General features: G+C 44.5%; 19 protein-coding genes. 5 read left to right on the top strand and 14 right to left on the bottom strand.

The genetic code is table 11. From position 1 onward, the window contains the following. Positions 1–89: 89 nt before the first annotated feature. From gyrA to dnaA, 10 genes are all read right to left on the bottom strand, one after another. Complete coding sequence (gene gyrA / locus N773_RS0112995; RefSeq protein ID WP_024858179.1) at positions 90–2,600, bottom strand: DNA gyrase subunit A; 2,511 nt, start codon at positions 2,598–2,600, stop codon at positions 90–92. A gap of 43 nt (positions 2,601–2,643) precedes the next feature. Further along, positions 2,644–3,348 (bottom strand): hypothetical protein, encoded by a 705-nt coding sequence (locus tag N773_RS0112990; protein WP_024858178.1) that lies wholly within the window; start codon positions 3,346–3,348, stop codon positions 2,644–2,646. Between the two features lie 24 nt (positions 3,349–3,372). Beyond that, on the bottom strand, positions 3,373–5,361 hold the full coding sequence (gyrB, locus tag N773_RS0112985) for a DNA topoisomerase (ATP-hydrolyzing) subunit B (RefSeq protein ID WP_024858177.1): 1,989 nt from the start codon (positions 5,359–5,361) through the stop codon (positions 3,373–3,375). Between the two features lie 102 nt (positions 5,362–5,463). Continuing rightward, positions 5,464–5,727: an extracellular matrix regulator RemB gene (remB, locus tag N773_RS0112980; protein WP_024858176.1), complete on the bottom strand. Its 264-nt coding sequence runs from the start codon at positions 5,725–5,727 to the stop codon at positions 5,464–5,466. Positions 5,728–5,748: 21 nt separating this feature from the next. After that, the gene (locus tag N773_RS0112975) at positions 5,749–6,096 is read right to left on the bottom strand and encodes a hypothetical protein (protein ID WP_024858175.1); all 348 of its coding nucleotides are present in this window, start codon (positions 6,094–6,096) and stop codon (positions 5,749–5,751) included. A gap of 37 nt (positions 6,097–6,133) precedes the next feature. Then, positions 6,134–6,466 (bottom strand): hypothetical protein, encoded by a 333-nt coding sequence (locus N773_RS0112970; RefSeq protein WP_024858174.1) that lies wholly within the window; start codon positions 6,464–6,466, stop codon positions 6,134–6,136. Between the two features lie 29 nt (positions 6,467–6,495). Next, positions 6,496–7,626, bottom strand: a complete 1,131-nt coding sequence (recF, locus tag N773_RS0112965) for a DNA replication/repair protein RecF (protein WP_024858173.1) — start codon at positions 7,624–7,626, stop codon at positions 6,496–6,498. Next, on the bottom strand, positions 7,626–7,850 hold the full coding sequence (locus tag N773_RS0112960) for an RNA-binding S4 domain-containing protein (protein ID WP_024858172.1): 225 nt from the start codon (positions 7,848–7,850) through the stop codon (positions 7,626–7,628). Before N773_RS0112960 ends, recF begins: the two co-directional genes overlap by 1 nt. A gap of 21 nt (positions 7,851–7,871) precedes the next feature. Continuing rightward, positions 7,872–8,978, bottom strand: a complete 1,107-nt coding sequence (gene dnaN / locus N773_RS0112955; RefSeq protein WP_024858171.1) for a DNA polymerase III subunit beta — start codon at positions 8,976–8,978, stop codon at positions 7,872–7,874. Positions 8,979–9,496: 518 nt separating this feature from the next. Next, entirely contained in the window at positions 9,497–10,876 is a 1,380-nt protein-coding gene (gene dnaA, locus N773_RS0112950) for a chromosomal replication initiator protein DnaA (RefSeq protein WP_051454287.1), read from the bottom strand. Between the two features lie 588 nt (positions 10,877–11,464). Between dnaA and rpmH the strand changes: the two genes are divergently transcribed. The 5 genes from rpmH to jag all read left to right on the top strand — a co-directional run bounded on the left by rpmH (position 11,465) and on the right by jag (position 14,977). After that, positions 11,465–11,599 carry a 50S ribosomal protein L34 gene (gene rpmH, locus N773_RS0112945; RefSeq protein WP_024858169.1) on the top strand — a complete coding sequence of 45 codons (135 nt, stop codon included), beginning with the start codon at positions 11,465–11,467 and terminating at the stop codon, positions 11,597–11,599. 278 nt (positions 11,600–11,877) lie between these two features. After that, complete coding sequence (gene rnpA, locus N773_RS0112940) at positions 11,878–12,258, top strand: ribonuclease P protein component (RefSeq protein ID WP_024858168.1); 381 nt, start codon at positions 11,878–11,880, stop codon at positions 12,256–12,258. Next, positions 12,227–12,535: a membrane protein insertion efficiency factor YidD gene (yidD, locus tag N773_RS0112935; protein WP_431602474.1), complete on the top strand. Its 309-nt coding sequence runs from the start codon at positions 12,227–12,229 to the stop codon at positions 12,533–12,535. Before rnpA ends, yidD begins: the two co-directional genes overlap by 32 nt. 177 nt (positions 12,536–12,712) lie before the next feature. Next, the gene (gene yidC / locus N773_RS0112930) at positions 12,713–14,110 is read left to right on the top strand and encodes a YidC/Oxa1 family membrane protein insertase (RefSeq protein ID WP_024858166.1); all 1,398 of its coding nucleotides are present in this window, start codon (positions 12,713–12,715) and stop codon (positions 14,108–14,110) included. A gap of 54 nt (positions 14,111–14,164) precedes the next feature. Then, on the top strand, positions 14,165–14,977 hold the full coding sequence (gene jag / locus N773_RS0112925; protein ID WP_024858165.1) for an RNA-binding cell elongation regulator Jag/EloR: 813 nt from the start codon (positions 14,165–14,167) through the stop codon (positions 14,975–14,977). 236 nt (positions 14,978–15,213) lie between these two features. On the opposite strand, the gene N773_RS0112920 is transcribed toward jag, so the two are convergent. From N773_RS0112920 to N773_RS0112905, 4 genes are read right to left on the bottom strand one after another with little or no spacing between them, the layout of a single operon-like run. Beyond that, positions 15,214–15,837, bottom strand: coding sequence for an immunity protein Imm33 domain-containing protein (locus N773_RS0112920; protein ID WP_024858164.1), 624 nt, complete (start codon positions 15,835–15,837; stop codon positions 15,214–15,216). Positions 15,838–15,870: 33 nt separating this feature from the next. Then, positions 15,871–16,560 carry a hypothetical protein gene (locus N773_RS0112915; RefSeq protein ID WP_024858163.1) on the bottom strand — a complete coding sequence of 230 codons (690 nt, stop codon included), beginning with the start codon at positions 16,558–16,560 and terminating at the stop codon, positions 15,871–15,873. Further along, a complete protein-coding gene (locus N773_RS0112910) occupies positions 16,557–16,820 on the bottom strand; it encodes a DUF4321 domain-containing protein (protein WP_024858162.1) in 264 nt (87 codons plus the stop codon). Before N773_RS0112910 ends, N773_RS0112915 begins: the two co-directional genes overlap by 4 nt. A 15-nt stretch (positions 16,821–16,835) precedes the next feature. Continuing rightward, complete coding sequence (locus tag N773_RS0112905) at positions 16,836–17,354, bottom strand: S1 RNA-binding domain-containing protein (protein ID WP_024858161.1); 519 nt, start codon at positions 17,352–17,354, stop codon at positions 16,836–16,838. Positions 17,355–17,380: the final 26 nt, after the last annotated feature.

Genomic DNA, 17,380 nt, shown 5'->3' with positions numbered 1-17,380 from the left:
CAACCTTTCTTCAGAAAGGTTTTCCTCAGTAATCCCCGCAAACGTTCTGTATAAACAGCCAACATATCTCAGACGGATATTGTCGGGCATCAATCCTCAGCTACGGTGTCTTCTTCGAGGACTTCTGCTTTTTCTTCTTCCTGAGCTTTGAGGATATCTTCCTCGCTTGCCTTTTCGACCTCAGCTATCTCGGCTTCGTCGTCGTGTTCGGTCCTGGTGAATGTTACCACCTTATTTTCGCCTGCAACCTTCATCAGTCTTACGCCGCGGGAATATCTGCCCATGACGCTGATATCGCAGGCACGGAGTCTGATAACTATACCATCGGAGGATATCATGATGATATCGTCCTCTTCATCGACTACCTTTATGCCGCATACTTCGCCGTTCTTATAGTTCAGTACACCGTGACCGCCTCTGTGACGGATAGGATAGTTTTCAAGTGCCACACGTCTGCCGAGACCTGTCTCGCTGACTGTCAGGACAGTTGCACCCTCACGGATACGTGCCATTGATACAACGTAGTCGCCATCACGGAGTTTTATCGCTCTTACGCCGTGGGCTGTTCTGGACATAACTCTTGCATCGGTCTCGCTGATACGTATAGCCATACCGTTATGGGTAGCTATAATGAGTTCGTTATCGCCCTCTGTAAGTCTTACGCCTGCTATCTCATCGCCCTCGTCAAGACCGATAGCGATAAGACCGTTCTTGCGGACGTTCTTATAAGCGGAGAGGGGAGTCCTCTTTATCTTGCCCTTCTTGGTGACCATGACGATATACTTATCCGCATCGAAATCATCAACCTTTATCATGGCTGTGATGAGGTTATCATCGGAAAGTTCAAGGAGGTTCTTGATATTAACGCCGCGTGAAGCCTTTGAACCCTCGGGGAGTTCGTAGCACTTCATCTTATAGGCAAGACCCTTTGTGGTGATGAAGAGTATATTATCATGAGAGGAGCAAACGCTCATTTCGGTGATGCAGTCATCCTCACGCTGTTTCATGCCTGTAACGCCCTTGCCGCCGCGGTTCTGCGCCTTATACACGCTTATGGGCATACGCTTGATATATCCCACATTGGTATAAGTAACGACGCTTTCCTCAACGGGGATAAGGTCTTCGATATCAACTTCGCCGCTGACGTTCTCGATCTGGGTACGTCTTTCGTCGCCGAATTTTTCCTGTATAGCTTCGACTTCTTCGATGATGATATCATATACTCTCTGTTCATTTGCGAGGATATCTTCCAGATCGGCAACTGTTGCGGTTATTTCAGCCAGTTCATCGATGATCTTCTGGCGCTCCATACCTGTGAGACGACCGAGAGTCATCTGGGCGATATGGTCTGCCTGAACATCTGTAAGACCGAAACGGGTGCAGAGTTTCTGCTTAGCTTCGGGGATACTCTTGGAGTTCTTCATTATCTCGATTACTTCGTCGATATTATCGAGAGCGATAACGAGACCCTGCAGGATGTGCTCGCGTTCCTTGGCTTTTTTCAGGTCGAACTCTGTTCTTCTGCGGATAACGCTTACCTGGAAGCTGATATACTCCTGGAGTATCTGCTTTAAGGTCAGCACCTTGGGCACGCCGTTTACCAGTGCCAGCAGGATAACGCCGACGCTGTCCTGAAGCTGGGTATAGCTGAAGAGTTTATTCAGCACGACCTGAGGATTTGCGTCCTTTTTCAGTTCGATGACGATACGCATACCGTCTCTGCCTGTTTCATCACGCAGGTCGTGGATACCGTCAACGCGCTTATCCTTTACGAGGTCGGCAATGGACTGAACGAGTCTCGCCTTATTGACCATATAGGGTATCTCGGTAACGATGATGCAGTTTCTGCCCTTTATCTCCTCGATGGAGGTCTTGGAGCGGAGGGTTATCTTGCCTCTGCCTGTGCCGTAAGCGGCTCTGATACCGCTTCTGCCCATGATGATACCGCCGGTAGGGAAGTCGGGTCCCTTGATAGCCTGCATAAGTTCATCGAGAGTACAATCGGGGTTCTGGATAACTATCTTCATGCCCTCGATAACTTCGTGGAGGTTATGAGGAGGGATATTAGTTGCCATACCGACTGCGATACCTACTGCGCCGTTACAGAGTATATTAGGAAATCTCGAGGGCAGCACAACAGGTTCCTGAAGTCTGTCATCGTAGTTGGGCTGGAAATCTACTGTATCCTTTTTGATATCTGTCAGCATATTTACTGACATCTTAGCCATCTTAGCCTCGGTATAACGGTAAGCAGCAGGCGGGTCGCCGTCCACTGAACCGAAGTTTCCGTGACCATCAACCAGAGGATATCTCAGTGAGAAATTCTGTGCAAGTCTTACCAGTGCATCGTACACGGAAGCGTCACCGTGAGGGTGATATCTACCCAGCACGGAACCTACGGTATCGGCGCACTTACGGTATGCCTGATCGGGAGTAAGTCCGTTCTCATGCATAGTATATAATATTCTTCTGTGAACAGGCTTCAAGCCGTCTCTTACATCAGGAAGAGCTCTTGATACTATAACTGCCATGGAATACTGAAGGAAAGATTCCTTCATTATGCTTTCCACGTCCTGATTTAAAAGATTATATTCGTCCACTTTATCAGCTCCTTTTTATAAAAAGCAATTTATGCTGTTAATTTCAGTTCTCACTTACCTCATAATCTTCACCGAGAACTTCTTTCAGCTTATCTCTAAGAAGTGACTGATCCTTTTCGTTTATAACTCGCTTTGAGAGCACGTAGATTGTCTCTTTCCTGAGTATGATTATGAAAAGTCTTGCATTCTCGATTATGTTGAGTGAGATATCCTCAAACCTGACGATACGGGGCTTTACGGGAGTGAAGTCCTCTGCCTGCATTTCCTCTTCGGTGAAGACTGTTTCGATTTTGAAGCAGTCGTCATAGAGGGTGAAGCGGTACTTATCATCTTCAAGGGAAGCAAGTGCTTTCATCAGGTATTTTTTGATGCGGAATGTGTTGAACCATGTGGTGAATATCATCACAAGGCACACAAAGCACAGCACCCAATTGAGATAGCCCTCGGGGTTCTTTATGATAGACGCAACGAACATCAGTGATACTGCTGCGAAAAGTGCGGTTATCACCCAATTGCGCTTATACACATATTTTTTCTGGAAGATGGTGAAGGCTTCTTCTTCCTCTTCGTTTTTAACGTTATAATCAAATCCTGTGAGAGGTTCACCTGTGGGGACGAATTCCTTTTCTTCCTCGGGCTTTTCGGTATTCTCTTCTGTTTTATCGAGGATATCCCTCTCATAGACCTTTTCTGTTTTTACTATTGTCTCCTCGGTATTACCGCCGTTTTTGGATATATCTATTTCCATTAGGTACGCTCCTGTCCGATAGTATTATACGTCAAGGTTCTTGACATACTCCGCGTTCTTCTCGATGAATTCCTTACGGGGACCAACTTTATCTCCCATAAGTATCGTGAATATCTCGTCAGCCTTAACAGCATCTTCGAGAGTTACCTTTATCATCGTTCTGCGCTCGGGATCCATAGTGGTCTCCCAGAGCTGTTCGGGATCCATCTCACCAAGACCCTTATATCTCTGAACAGCGACTTTGAGTTTGCCGCCGTCGGATAGCTCGTCTATATACTTATCTCTTTCTTCATCGGTGAAAGCATATCTTACTTTCTTGTTTCTTTCCACCTTGAAGAGGGGAGGCTGTGCGATGAATACGTGTTCCTCTTCGATGAGGGGTCTCATGAAACGGAAGAAGAAAGTCAGCAGGAGGGTACGGATATGAGAACCGTCCACATCGGCATCGGCCATGATTATGACTTTGCCGTATCTCAGCTTGCTGATATCAAAATCCTCACCGATGGAAGTACCCAGTGCGGTGACTACGGGCATAAGCTTCTCGTTGCCGTATACCTTATCGATACGGGCTTTTTCGACGTTGAGCATTTTGCCCCAGAGGGGGAGTATCGCCTGATAGCGTCTGTCACGACCCTCTTTTGCGGAACCGCCCGCAGAGTCTCCCTCGACGATATATATCTCTGTCATGGACATATCTCTCTCGGAACAGTCTGCCAGCTTGCCAGGCAGGGAAGCGGATTCGAGAACTGATTTTCTTCTGGTGAGTTCTCTTGCACGCTTTGCGGCTTCTCTTGCTTTCTGCGCCTGTATGGACTTATCGAAGATAGCCTTTGCAACTGCCGGATTTTCTTCCAGATAATTGCGGAGTTTTTCTTTCAGCATCTTATCAACGAAGGGTCTTACCTCGGGGTTGCCGAGTCTGCCCTTTGTCTGACCTTCAAACTCGCAGTTTGTCAGCTTGACGGAAACGATGGCTGTAAGACCCTCACGGCAGTCTTCGCCCATAAGTGCGTCGTCGTTATCCTTGATGAGATTATGCGCCTTGCCGTAATCGTTTAAGATCTTAGTCAGGGCTGACTTGAAAGCCATCTCATGAGAACCGCCATCGGGGGTATGGATATTATTGGCAAACGAGAGTATTATCTCGTTATAGGTATCGTTATACTGCAAAGCGATCTCGGCGAACATATCGTCTTCCATGCCGTTTATGTAGATAACGTCCTCGCTGAGGGGTTCAACACCTCTGGTCTTATGGATATGTTCAACGAACTGACGGATACCGCCCTCATAGTGAAGAACCTCACTTATGGGTTTTTCGGGATCTCTCAGGTCGGAGAAAACTATCTTTATGCCTGCGTTGAGGAAAGCCTGTTCACGCAGTCTTTTCAGCAGAACTTCGTAATCGAAGGTGGTAGTTTCCTGGAATATCTGGGGATCGGGCTTGAACTTGACCTCGGTACCTGTTTTGTCGGTCTCGCCGATGATCTTCAGGGGTTCGCTGTAATGACCTCTGTCAAAACGCTGGAAATGAACGTTTTTGCCGTCATATACAGTGAGTTCGAGATATTCGGAAAGCGCATTAACGACCGACGCACCAACGCCGTGCAGACCGCCTGCCACTTTATATCCGCCGCCGCCGCCGAACTTACCGCCTGCGTGGAGAACGGTATAAACTACGGTCGCTGCGGAAATGCCCTCTTTCGGGTGGATACCTGTGGGTATGCCTCGTCCGTTATCCACAACTCTGATAACATCGCCTGGCAGGATATCTACTATTATCTCGGTACAATAACCTGCAAGCGCTTCGTCTATGGCGTTGTCAACTATCTCGTAAACGAGGTGATGCAGACCTTTCGGACCTGTGGAACCGATATACATACCGGGTCTTACACGAACAGGTTCAAGGCCTTCCAGAACTTCTATCTGGTTTTCGTCATAGTTGTTGCTTTTGTCGATCTGTGAGATAGATTCGGTATCGACTACCTCAACTTCCTTGATATTTTCGTTATCCAATATTATACTACCTCCTGCCTGTCAGGCTTTTTCTGCATACGAAATAATTTTCGTTTGCATGGATATATAATCGTTTATATCATTGCTATATATATTATCACATCATCTGAACGATGCTTTATATCTTTTCAGGAGAGTTGCGCAGTTCAGCTGGCTGATGTAGACTTTTTCTTCAAGATCATTGTCATCAAAACAGACCACAAAACTTTTCGGGAGTTCGTAGGTGCAGTAGATGACGCGCTTATTCTTTTCGGCATTTGCCAGATAATCTCTGGTATCGGCTGATGTGGAACTGTTATCGAGATCGAATATGCCGACTATATTTCTGCTGTTTACGATATAGTCATTGCCTATATGAAGATACATATTCTCACCTCATGACGGTCTTTATCTGAGCCATCTGTCCTGTTCACTCCGTGAAGTGCCCCTGTACCATTCTCCGTACCGGTTTTCATGTCCGGATTTGGCGATAAATCTTAAAGGCGCTGTTATTATTTTCAGGGTTGTCCATATAACAGAAAACAGCGTACCAAAATGATCTTCAAACCATATACAGAAGTTTTCCCACCTGGTATTCACATGGAGTTCGCGGGATTTGACCGCCCGCAGTCTTTGGGCTTCTTCCTCTTTTTTCTTCTCATATACCTTGCAATAAGGGCAGCTGCGATATTCATTTGCTGCATACAGATGTCCCTTATCGCACTTTACTACATCTACTTTTTGGATCTCGTCCATATTGTTCATCTCTTTTCAAAAGTTCAAACGTTCTGATTTATCTGAATGTGTACTTATCCCAGAAATGGGGATCCCATATATCATTTCTACTAGGATATCCATAAGGATTCAATTCAACGATTTTGTACAAGATGATCAACGGAGCAAATATGATAGATAAGATAGCCCCGAGAATATCTGTAAACTTATTGAACCTCAGCCTGGAGTTTTCAGCCGGGGTATTTATGTGAAGTTCGCGTTCATCAGATTTTTTGAGAGCTTCTCTTTTTGCAATTTCTTCTGCTCCTTTTTTGCAGTAAGGACAGGTCTTGTAAAGATTTGACGGATAGAGATGTCTGTTCTTACATTCTGTTATCCTGATATCTTCCATATCATTCATCTCTTTCTTTTATCTCGGGGTCATTTTTTCTTTATCTGACCCTTTTCGATATTGAATATCTTCCCGTGCTGTTCTTCATCAAAGGGGATATTCATATCACAGCAGGTGATAAACACCTGCATATCGTGTATTTTTGATATAACGAACTTCTGCCGTGAGGGGTCGAGTTCGCTGAGGACGTCATCGAGGAGGATAACGGGATGATCGTCTATCTCCTCATGGAGGATATACGCCTGAGAAAGCTTCATGATAAGTGCAACTGAACGGTGCTGACCCTGTGAAGCGTCCTCTCTCACTGGGGAACCGTTTATTTTGCATATCAGGTCATCGCGGTGGACACCTTTTTGCGTGAAGCCTGCGCGGATATCATCATCGATATTATTTTTCAGCACATTTAGGTACCGCTCGGTGAGTTCGCCTGTATAGACCGAAGCTGCGCCAAGAGATGCGGTATCATATACCGTGGAATAATAATCTATATCAAGTTCCTCGCTGCCGCCCGATATCTCGGAATAGAGATTTTTGGCGATAGCACAGAGCTTTCTGGTATAATTGAACCTCAGCAGGGATATATAAGCGCCCATCTGGGCAAGCTGGATATCCCACATTTCCAGTTCTTCTCTTCTGCTTCTGCCGTAGGAGATATTTTTCAGCAGGGTATTTCTCTGTTCGATAAGCTTTTCATACTTTTCGGTAACTGCGCTGTATGAATTCTTTATCTGGGAAACAGAGAGGTCGGCGAACTGACGTCTGTTATCGGGTGAACCTTTGGAAAGTTCAAGATCTTCGGGGGTAAAGATGACGCAGTTCAGTCCGCCGAAGAGTTTCGACGGGGCTTTCAGCTTAACACCGTTCAAAGAAACGCTTTTTTCCTTGATATTCGGCTTTGCCATAGCGTATCTTATATCCTGTTCGCGGAAATTGTTTTTGAACGAAAGGCATATCTCCATGACCTGTTCATCGTCGCCTATCATGCGTCTGTCCTTGGTGCTGCGGAAGCTTCTTGCGCCGCTGCACAGCCATATGGCTTCAATGAGATTGGTCTTGCCCTGGGCATTTTTTCCGCAGAAGATATTTATTTTCTCATGGGGCTTTATCTCGATATTTTTGAGATTCTTGAAGCCGTTCACCGATAGATCCGTAATGAACATTACTTTATCACGAGTTCAGTCTTTATCTCGTCTATCTGGACTTTATCGCCGGGGCGTATCTTTTTTCCGCGCATGGTGCAGACTTCTCCGTTGACCTTTATGCGCTCTTCAAGGATTATCTCCTTGCCGATTCCGCCTGTTTCCACTATGCCTGCGAATTTCAGCAGGGAATCCAGTTTTATGAATTCGGAAGTTATACTGACTTCTTTCTGTTTGTATTCCATATTTTTCCTTTCGGTATATTATTACTCTCTGGGCAGGCGGACGGGGAGAACGAGGTATGTATACTTTTCGCCCTCACAGGGAACTATCTTCATTGCCAGAAGACTTCCGCCCATTTTGAGCTTGACTTTTTCATCATCGATAACTTTCAGGGGATCGAGAAGGTACTTGCACTTGAAGCCTATCTCGATAACGGGACCTGAGATTTCGGCATTTATCTCATCGGATATCTTACCCAGTGCTGTGGTACAGTTTATCTTGACATGATCGTTCTCGAAGTAGCATCTTACGGGAGAGGGTGATCTGTCATTGATAAGCAGCATAGCTCTTTCCAGGGTAGAAATGAGCTCTTTTCTGTCTACCACTACATCGGTATTGGAAGAATTCGGTATAGCGGACTTATATGGGTGGAAATCGCCCTCGAGAAGTCTGGAATATACCACATATCCGCCGATATCAAAGATTATATGCTTTCTTGACGGGTGTATGAACACTGTATCTTCTTCGTTATCGCTGAGAAGTCCCTGTATCTCGGAGAGAGATTTTGAGGGAACTACGAACTTGATGGGTTCGCTGAACTTTACGGGTTCGTATCTTACAGCCATTCTGTAGCCGTCGATAGCAACCATAGTCAGGGTATTGTTTTCGATATCGAAGAGTTCGCCCTTGAGGATAGGCTTATCCTCGGTGAGGGCTACTGCAAATTTTGTCTGTGATATCATATTCTTCAGCACTGGCTGAGCGATAGGTATCTGAGTCTCGCTGTCCTTTTCGGGAAGCTCGGGATAGTCCTCGGCAGAAGCTGCGAACATATTGAACTTGGTAACACCGCCCGATATAGTTACCTGATAGCTTTCGGATATATCTATCAGAACTTCATCAGCTGACATTTTCTTTATCATCTCGGAGAAAAGTCTGGCATTGATTATGCATGAGCCTTTATCTTCGCTTCTTACGGAGATGACTGTTCTTATACCCATTTCAAGGTTATAGCCTGTGAGTTCAAGCAGAGAATCCGCCAGTGAGAATTTTATGCCTTCCAGTGACGGGAGAGTTGACCTTTCGGAGACTGCTTTTGAAACGTTGACTATTGCATCGTAAAGCGTCTGCTTGGAACAGATGAATTTCATATTATCAATCCTTTCATTAGGTGCTGATGTATTTTTTTCAGGACGGTTTTCCGTCTTGTTGAATATTCAACGCTGGGGTGAGAAGATAAGTGGAGTTTGCGTGATAAGAAAAACAAAAGTTAAGATATATTTGTAGTATTAGTAGTAGTGTGTGTTGAAAATGTTGGAAAGTAGGTGAAAGCCCTTTGAACTTCGGGTTTCGGTGGGGGGAGTTTTTGTTGGATGAATGTTGGGAAGATGTTGACTTAATTTTCGGGTGTTGAATTGTTTAGAAATTGTTGGTTTAAAAGCTAAAACTTGGTTGAAAAAATGTTGGTATAAAAACTTTCAACTTTTTGGCTTTTAAAACAAATTTTTGGGTATGATGAAAATTTTGAAAATCTGTCGGATGTTGTCGGGATATCCCGAGATATATCGGATCGCTCCGATAAGCGAAATGTTGAAAAACCTGTTGAAAATGTTGAGAACTAATACAAATTTTAATTTGTTTATCAAGAATAAGCAACTGACATTGTTGATTATTTCTCTTTGAGATTTTTGATTATATCGTCAACGGTATCCTTCATTTCCTTATTTGATTTGAGGAGATTTGATACGTCGCGGTAATGTATGGTCATGGTAGAGTGGTTCTTATTTAGGGCATCGCCTATCTGGGTATATGTCATGCCCTTGACCTCTTTCAATATATATATAGTTATCTTTCTGGCGATGGATATCTTTGAATGTCTGTGATTTGACTTGATATCATCGGCAGTAACATCGAATGCGTTTGCAACTTCGGATATTATCCTGTCCACGGTTATCTCGGAGGGCTGATTGGATATGATTATCTCCTTTATGACCCTCTGTGCCATTGATATTGACGGAGATTCGTTGGTATACACTGTAAGAGCTTTGATCTTCTTGACTGTGCCTTCAAGCTGACGGATATTGGTCTTCAGCTTTTCAGCGATAAGTCTTACTACATTATCTGAGAGTTTGAGCTGCAGAAGTTCAGCCTTGCGGTTGATGATAGCCATTCTGGTCTCAAAATCAGGTGCCTGAACGTCAGCCTGCACGCCGAGACTAAGTCTGGTGGATATCCTGTCCTGAAGTTTTGTCATCTTGGAGGGAAGGATATCGGAGGTGAGCACTATCTGCTTACGGGCATTATACAGCTCGTTGAATGTATGGAAAAATTCGTCCTGCATTCTCTCCTTGCCTGCGATTATCTGGATATCGTCTATCAGCAGGAGGTCGGCATTACGGTATTTTTCATGGAAATTTACAGTATCTTTGAATTCGAGGGCTTTGACCAGTTCGTTTATGAACGCTTCGCCCGTGGTATATATTATCTTGAGTTCGGGGTGGTTCTTGCTTACCTTATACTCGATAGCTTTCATAAGGTGTGTTTTACCAAGACCCGAATCGCCGTATATGATAAGGGGGTTGAATACCTTATCGGGGTCGATCTGCTCAGCGTTCTTATCATCGTACTTTTCGGCAACGGCGTTACAGAATGCATAAGCAAGGCTGTTTGAGCTGCCTCTTATGAAATTATCGAAGGTATAAACATCTGCTTCGTCTGAAAGCTCGGTATCCTCTATCCTGATCTCTTTCTTCTCCTCGGGTTCGTCATCACCGGATACCATGATATCCACCTTGATGGGGAATCCCATTACTTCCTCAAAAGCTTTGTTGAGAACGTCACCGTATGCGGTCATGGTCTGCTGCTTTACAAAATCGCTTTTCGCAAGCAGGTACGCCACATTGTTTTCCATCTTATAGGGCTTGAGCACCTGTATCCACATACGATATCCCGATTCGCTTATACGTTTATCATTGGGTACGTCGCTTCCTGTCAGACGATAGCAATATTTTAATACCTCTTCAAATACATCATTGAATGAGTTTATCAACTCTTACGACCTCCTTAAATCTTACCCGTATGCACCCGATGTTTATTCTCAGCTGAGGCACATTTATCAGACCCTCCCGCGATATGGAAAGCAGGAAGATCTTATATAATAAAAATTTACAGATTTTGCCAAAAATAAAAAAGGGCACAAATATATAATTTATTATATCACATTCCAAATTAAATTTCAAGACCCCCTATATATATAATAGTACTGGTTTTTGTTTGCTATATTTGCGTTGATTTCCGTGTATATACAGGGATATATGCAAATCAAAATACAAATTTAATAAAAATTTTACTTTAATCTCAGGGGGCGGCAGGTCAGAGAGGGGAAAGTGATCTTTGAAGAAGTGTTCCGATGATAGGGGTTATCATAATAATAAAAATAATAAATATATAAATAATTATTAAATAAATTATGAACTGACTTGACAAACTATATGTAAGTAAGGTATAATGTTAAATTACAAGGGCTATGTCTACAAGACAGGCTATGGATAATTTTTTCCGACATTTTTTGCGGGTGTGTCCTGATAAGGGTACAGTTGTGAAAAGCTCGGGACTCATAAAGGAGAGTGAAACAGACATGAAGAGAACATATCAGCCTAAGAAGCTCCAGAGGAAAAAGGTCCACGGCTTCAGAAAGAGAATGGCAACTGCTAACGGCAGAAAGGTGCTGGCTCGCAGAAGAGCAAGAGGCAGAGCAAGACTGACTCACTGATAAAGAGCAATGACCGTATACCAGCAAACAGTGTCATACAGACGCTTTGCAGGTTATGCACAGAAAGGTCGCAGTATTTTTGCTGACCGTGATCCGCAGGTGTAACTGCGGGTCTTATTCGTGCATTTTCTGCTCGGCGTTCTGATCGTATGTGTTTGTTTGGTATAAGGTCTTTATCTTTTTATGAGTAAATTAATTTTGTTGATAAATTAAAATTTTAATAGTAAACAGCAGGGATATCTGTTGTTTGATATAGTATACATTCGGAGAGGAAAGATATGCTGTTCACACAGGTCATAAAGGATAACAAGTCATTCCAGAGGTGTTACCGCAGCGGTCGGTATGCTGTATGCGGATATGTGTGCGCGTATTTTTATCCTAATGGTACGCCGTTCAACAGGCTGGGCATAACCGCGGGAAAAAAACTGGGAAATGCGGTATGCAGAAACAGGGTGAAGCGGATAGTCAGGGCTGCTTACAGGCTTTGCGAGACTGATTTTCACATGGGTTACGACATAGTATTTGTCGGCAGGAACGACGCTGCTGAGAGGACTTCTGCGGAGATGGAGAGTTTTATCAGGGAAAAGCTTTTCTGCGAGATGGAAAAAGCTGCGCAGAACGGGGCTTTTGACAAAGTCAGGAATAAGAAAAAAAGGTAAGGGAAATATCATGTCGCCCTTTGCATGGCTGGCAAGACTGCCTATAAAAGTTTACAGGAAATTTATCAGTCCGATGCTGCCTGCGCAGTGTAAATATTATCCGACTTGTTCTTCCTATGCGCTGACGGCTTATGAGAAACATGGGTTTATCAAAGGTACGGTGCTTACGGTATGGAGGCTGCTGCGGTGCAATCCGTGGTCGCTGGGAGGGATAGATGAAGTCCCCGACAAGGTGAGGATAGATTATTTCAGGATAAAAAAAGGCATGGACAAGTAGGGAACTGTTTTGAAATAAGTTGTATGTTCATCTGCACGATGCTTATGTATCGCATGAATATATCGGATAGATATGCAAGTTATTTTGCAGCAGATATTTAAAGGAAAGTAATGTGTTTTCGCACATATTGCGGGCTTATGGGCTCGCGGTAAATGAATTAGGAAAAGAGGAGTTAAATTGTTCGACCTTATTGCTATCCCTCTGGGATGGATAATGAAGGGCTGTTACTATGTATTCAAGAATTATGGTATAGCCCTGCTGGTATTCACGCTGATAACCAAGTTGATCGTATTCCCGCTGAGTGTAAAGCAGGAAAAGAGCATGGCAAGTATAGCTATGCTGAAGCCTAAGCTGGACGAGCTGGAAAAGAAATACGGCAAAAACAAGCAGAAGCTCCAGGAGGAGCAGATGGCGCTTTATTCCGAAACGGGTGTTAACCCTATGGCGAGCTGTCTGCCAATGCTGGTAATGATGCTGATACTGTTTGCGATGATACCTGTTATCTACGGTCCGTTGACGTATGTATCAAATCTGGACAAGGACGATGTCAAGGCTTCAAACCAGATGATAAAGCAGCTGCACATAGTAAGTGCGGAGGTCAAGGATCACGATACTACTCTTGAAGAGCTTATCGCAGGATATGAGGCTGACGGCAAGGATCCTTATGAGGAGCTGGAAGATCTTTTCAAGGACGAGGAGGAATATCCCAAGTCTGCAAAGAGCTTCAAGAAGGAGAGCGGCATCGATAATGTAATAGATGCTATAAAGCTCCACAATGATATCGACACTTTCATACTTGATGAAAAATATTTCGCACAGAACCTTATAGAAGGCAGACCCGAGCTTATGACATTCGTGTTTGCACAGGATAACAGCGGCAAATATTCGGATGTACTGAGTGTTGCATCAAATGATGTTGAAAAATTCTCGAAAGATTTCAACTATGAATTCATGGGTATCTATCTGGGTACTACACCCAGCTGGAAGGACAAAAAGGTAAGCTGTCTTGTGCCTATACTCAGCTTTTTGCTGAACCTGCTGACTACTATCATCAATCAGCACTATACCAAGAAGAACAATCCTGCGGCTGCAAAGATGACAGGTTCAAACAATGCGATACTGTATATAATGCCCCTGTTCTCACTGTGGATCACATTCAAGTATCCTATCGGACTGGGTATATACTGGTGCTTCTCGTCATTGTTCGGTATACTGCAGATAATCATACTCAAAAAGATCTATACTCCCGAGCACGTTGCAGAGCTTGTTGAAAAGGATATGGCTAAGAAGAAGACAAGCGGCAGGCAGAACCTTATGCAGAAGATGGCTGAGGCTCAGCTGGTAGCTGCGGGCAAGGATCCTGCGGAGATAAGAAAGCAGGCAGGCGGCAGTGATTATGAAGAGCCCAAGAAGAAGAGCAAGAACGAGATAAAGCAGGAACAGCGCAAGAAGATCAACGAAGCGAGGGCTAAGGCTGCTGAGGAGATGGATGAGGAAGAAAAAAATCTCACCGACGAGCAGAGAGAGAAGCTCCGCAAGGCGCGTGAAAAGATGGCGAGAAAATACGGAAACTGAATTTCACAGGATATCCTGATGAGATATATTTACAACGAGAGGAGAGCTTGACTTATGAAGCAGGAATTTTCTGCCCCCACAGTTGAGGAGGCAAAGGCCCTGGCTGCACAGGAATTCGGTGTGAGCGAGGACAAGATAAACTTTACTGTTATTGAAGAGCCTAAGAAGTCCCTTTTTGGTAAAGTGAAGGGCGATGCGAAAGTTGAAGCGGAATACACCGAGACAAAGACCGATATCACTGTTAAGTACATCAGAAAAGTACTGACAGGTATGGGCGTCGAGAATATCACCATTGATGTAACTGAGATCGAGAACGGTATCTCACTGGAGATAAACGGCGACGGATTTAGCGAGATGATAGGTGGCAAGGGCGAACTGCTGGATTCACTGCAGTATCTGGCTTCGCTGGTATGCAACAAGGTCGACAGAGAATACTTCAGGATCACTACCGACTCCAACGGTTTCCGTGAGAGAAGAAAGAAGCAGCTTGAAGAGCTGGCTGCAAAGATCGCTAACAATGTCAAGAAGAGCGGCAGATCTTCTGCGCTGGAGCCTATGAACCCTTACGAGAGACGCATTATCCATGCGGCTGTATCCGAGATAGAGGGTGTTACCTCACAGTCCAAGGGTGAAGATCCTTACAGAAAGGTAATAATCAGCTCCACCAACCCCAGACGCGGCGGAAGAGATTTCAAGCGCGGCGGCAAGGGCGGCAACAGAAGAAACGGCAATGGCGGAAGAAAGGGCGGCAGACGTCCTCAGAGCACAGGCTTTGATTTCACCACAAGCTTCGAGAAGGAATACAAGAAGCCTAAGCCCGAAGATTCAATGCTGGGTTCGGGACTTTATTCCAAGATAGATATCTGATAATATCAAATATAAAAAGAGCGGAAAGTTGGATTTCCGCTCTTTTTATTGTTTACAGTATACTATTCAAAATCAACTTCTATTCCGCTGTCTTCAAATTCTTCTTTTATCGACTGTTGTTTATCCTCCGGTACACATCTGTTTATATCATAAAGTTAGTTGTGGGTTATTCTTCCTTAATTTTCAACAGATTTATCTCGGTAGTGTTGAAAATTTGGAGGGGTATAACGCTGTTGCTACGAATTATATATCAGACTTTCCCCTTCATCATCGAACAATTCTGCAAGGTCTTCTCCCCTGAACACAGCTGTATAACCATAGGGCAGGCACATAAAGTCCAGCAATTCCGGTCTTTTTACCATCAGCTTATATACGAACACAGGCTCAAATACCGCCGCATCATCTATCTCGGCTTTGCCTTTTTCGTCATAAGAATAGCTGTTCACCTGCCACCCTGATGAACCCATCTCCTTGAAACGGGTCATCACGAGGTTATCTTTTTCAAGTGCGCCTTTTGCCACAGCCATCTTATCGTAGAAATGCACAGCATCTCCCATAACGCCAAGCTTTTTCAGCAGAAGCACCTGCCTGTACTGTATCTCAAGGGCGGTGGTAAGGTCTGTGTTAAGGGCGGTGAGAGGGTCATCGGTGAAATCGGGGGCGGCTATATCGAAACCGCCGTTATGTTCACTAAGCAGGAATGTAGAAAACCCTGCCCTTATCCTGAAACCGTCCTTTATCCTCTCTGCGGGGATATGTTCTATCGCTTCAAGCAGAGGTTCAACAAAAGGGCGCAGGGCTATTTCTGCTGAAAATCTGAATTTTATTCCGTGTATTTCTTCTGTATAATTTACTACCATCGTTATCTCCTTAAAAAAACAGGCGGGAATTTATCAGCCCGCCTTATCGTTCATAAATTGTTTTACAGTGTTTTCAACAGTACCAACACTGTTTTTTTCGGTTATATCGACCCTGTACGCATAGGTCTGTTCCTTGCCGTCGGTCTCGGCTGTTGTGGTCTCGGTGAAGTATTCTAGTCCGCCGTCCTCATCAAAGTAATACTCTGCCGTAAAACCCGTGACTTCGCCGTTTTCGACTTTTGCGCCAATCTTCTGAGGATCGTAAACGTGGGTAACTTTTATACCGCCATCGATAGTTTCCTCTTTAGCCGAGGTTATATTCTTTGGGGTATATATCAGCAGCCCCTTATCCGCCTGTGGGTGGGGCATTTTTCTTGTATACCTCACAAAATCCGCATCACTTTTTACTGAATGTTTCACCTCACCGTTCTCGTAGGTGAAACATTCCAGCCCGTTATTATACTGTGCGTACTCGTTGTTATCGCTTTTGCCGTAATAGGAAAATATCAGCGTATCCTTTTCATCGTATTTAAAGGTGAAGCACTGTTCTTCCTCTCCCGAGGAAATATCTGTCATTATCACCTTTGCGCTGTCAAGAGAAGTATAATCCTCACGCGCCTGCTTTATCAGCATACTCCCTGCCTTGTCTTCGGCTTCGCCGCAGCTGCCCAGCATGACAGCGGCTGAAATACCTGCAAGCAGGACTCTGACAAATTTTCTCATAAGTTCTTGCCGATCTTAGCGAAGAGTATGAGCGCAAGGGATATAGTTACCATCTGTGAAAGGGTAGCGCGTATCATAAATCCGATATGGAACCTGATAACATACAGATCAACATTCCAATTCTCTATACCGATATCCCTGCCCCATGACATCCAGTTGAAATAGGGTATATTCTGACATACCTCAGCGAGAAAACCACCAAGGATTATGCCTGATATCACAAAGAACAAAAATGCAAAGGTCTTTTTGAATTTATCCATAGCCTTACTCCGTACTTACTTTCTGCGAGAAGGTGAGCGTCTCTTGTTATCGGTTATCTTTTTGAGATCGGAGAACTTCTCATCGCTCGACGCTTTGAACTTGCTCAGCATATCTTCAAAATCCGCATTTCCCGACTTCTGGTTGGGATCGTATATCGGGGGAGGGTTCTTGCTGAAATCCTGAGGAGGTCTGTCATCACGGCGGGGTCTGAAACCGCCCTGAGGTCTGCCCTGACCGCCGCGGTTATTGTTTCCGCCCATAGGTCTGCCGCCCTTATCGCCCATTTTCTTCGGGGGAGCGGGCTGTGCCTTCTTTATGGACAGAGATATCTTACCATCCTCACCCATGCTTAGAACCTTTACCTTGACAGTCTGACCCTCCTGCAAATGATCCTTAATCTCGCTGACAAAGGTGTTAGCCACCTCGGAGATATGTACCATGCCGGTGGTGTCCTTGTCAAGTTCAACAAAAGCGCCGAACTTTGTGATACCGGTTACTTTTCCTTCATAGATCTTTCCTACTTCAAGCTGCATCTGGATTTTACTTCCTCACTTTATTA

This window comes from Ruminococcus albus AD2013, assembly GCF_000526775.1.
Taxonomy (GTDB): Bacteria; Bacillota; Clostridia; order Oscillospirales; family Ruminococcaceae; genus Hominimerdicola; species Hominimerdicola alba_A.
Note: the sequence above shows the minus strand (reverse complement) of the source record. Positions and strands in the feature narration are given on the sequence as shown.

Coding starts and splice junctions, on each gene's coding strand:
- remB (WP_024858176.1), bottom strand. CDS start 5,727: ATGTATCTTCATATAGGCAATGACTATATCGTAAACAGCAGAAATATA.
- N773_RS0112975 (WP_024858175.1), bottom strand. CDS start 6,096: ATGGACGAGATCCAAAAAGTAGATGTAGTAAAGTGCGATAAGGGACAT.
- N773_RS0112905 (WP_024858161.1), bottom strand. CDS start 17,354: ATGCAGCTTGAAGTAGGAAAGATCTATGAAGGAAAAGTAACCGGTATC.
- recF (WP_024858173.1), bottom strand. CDS start 7,626: ATGTTCATTACGGATCTATCGGTGAACGGCTTCAAGAATCTCAAAAAT.
- rnpA (WP_024858168.1), top strand. CDS start 11,878: ATGCTGTTCACACAGGTCATAAAGGATAACAAGTCATTCCAGAGGTGT.
- dnaN (WP_024858171.1), bottom strand. CDS start 8,978: ATGAAATTCATCTGTTCCAAGCAGACGCTTTACGATGCAATAGTCAAC.
- N773_RS0112910 (WP_024858162.1), bottom strand. CDS start 16,820: ATGGATAAATTCAAAAAGACCTTTGCATTTTTGTTCTTTGTGATATCA.
- jag (WP_024858165.1), top strand. CDS start 14,165: ATGAAGCAGGAATTTTCTGCCCCCACAGTTGAGGAGGCAAAGGCCCTG.
- N773_RS0112915 (WP_024858163.1), bottom strand. CDS start 16,560: ATGAGAAAATTTGTCAGAGTCCTGCTTGCAGGTATTTCAGCCGCTGTC.
- N773_RS0112960 (WP_024858172.1), bottom strand. CDS start 7,850: ATGGAATACAAACAGAAAGAAGTCAGTATAACTTCCGAATTCATAAAA.
- N773_RS0112970 (WP_024858174.1), bottom strand. CDS start 6,466: ATGGAAGATATCAGGATAACAGAATGTAAGAACAGACATCTCTATCCG.
- N773_RS0112990 (WP_024858178.1), bottom strand. CDS start 3,348: ATGGAAATAGATATATCCAAAAACGGCGGTAATACCGAGGAGACAATA.
- N773_RS0112920 (WP_024858164.1), bottom strand. CDS start 15,837: ATGGTAGTAAATTATACAGAAGAAATACACGGAATAAAATTCAGATTT.
- rpmH (WP_024858169.1), top strand. CDS start 11,465: ATGAAGAGAACATATCAGCCTAAGAAGCTCCAGAGGAAAAAGGTCCAC.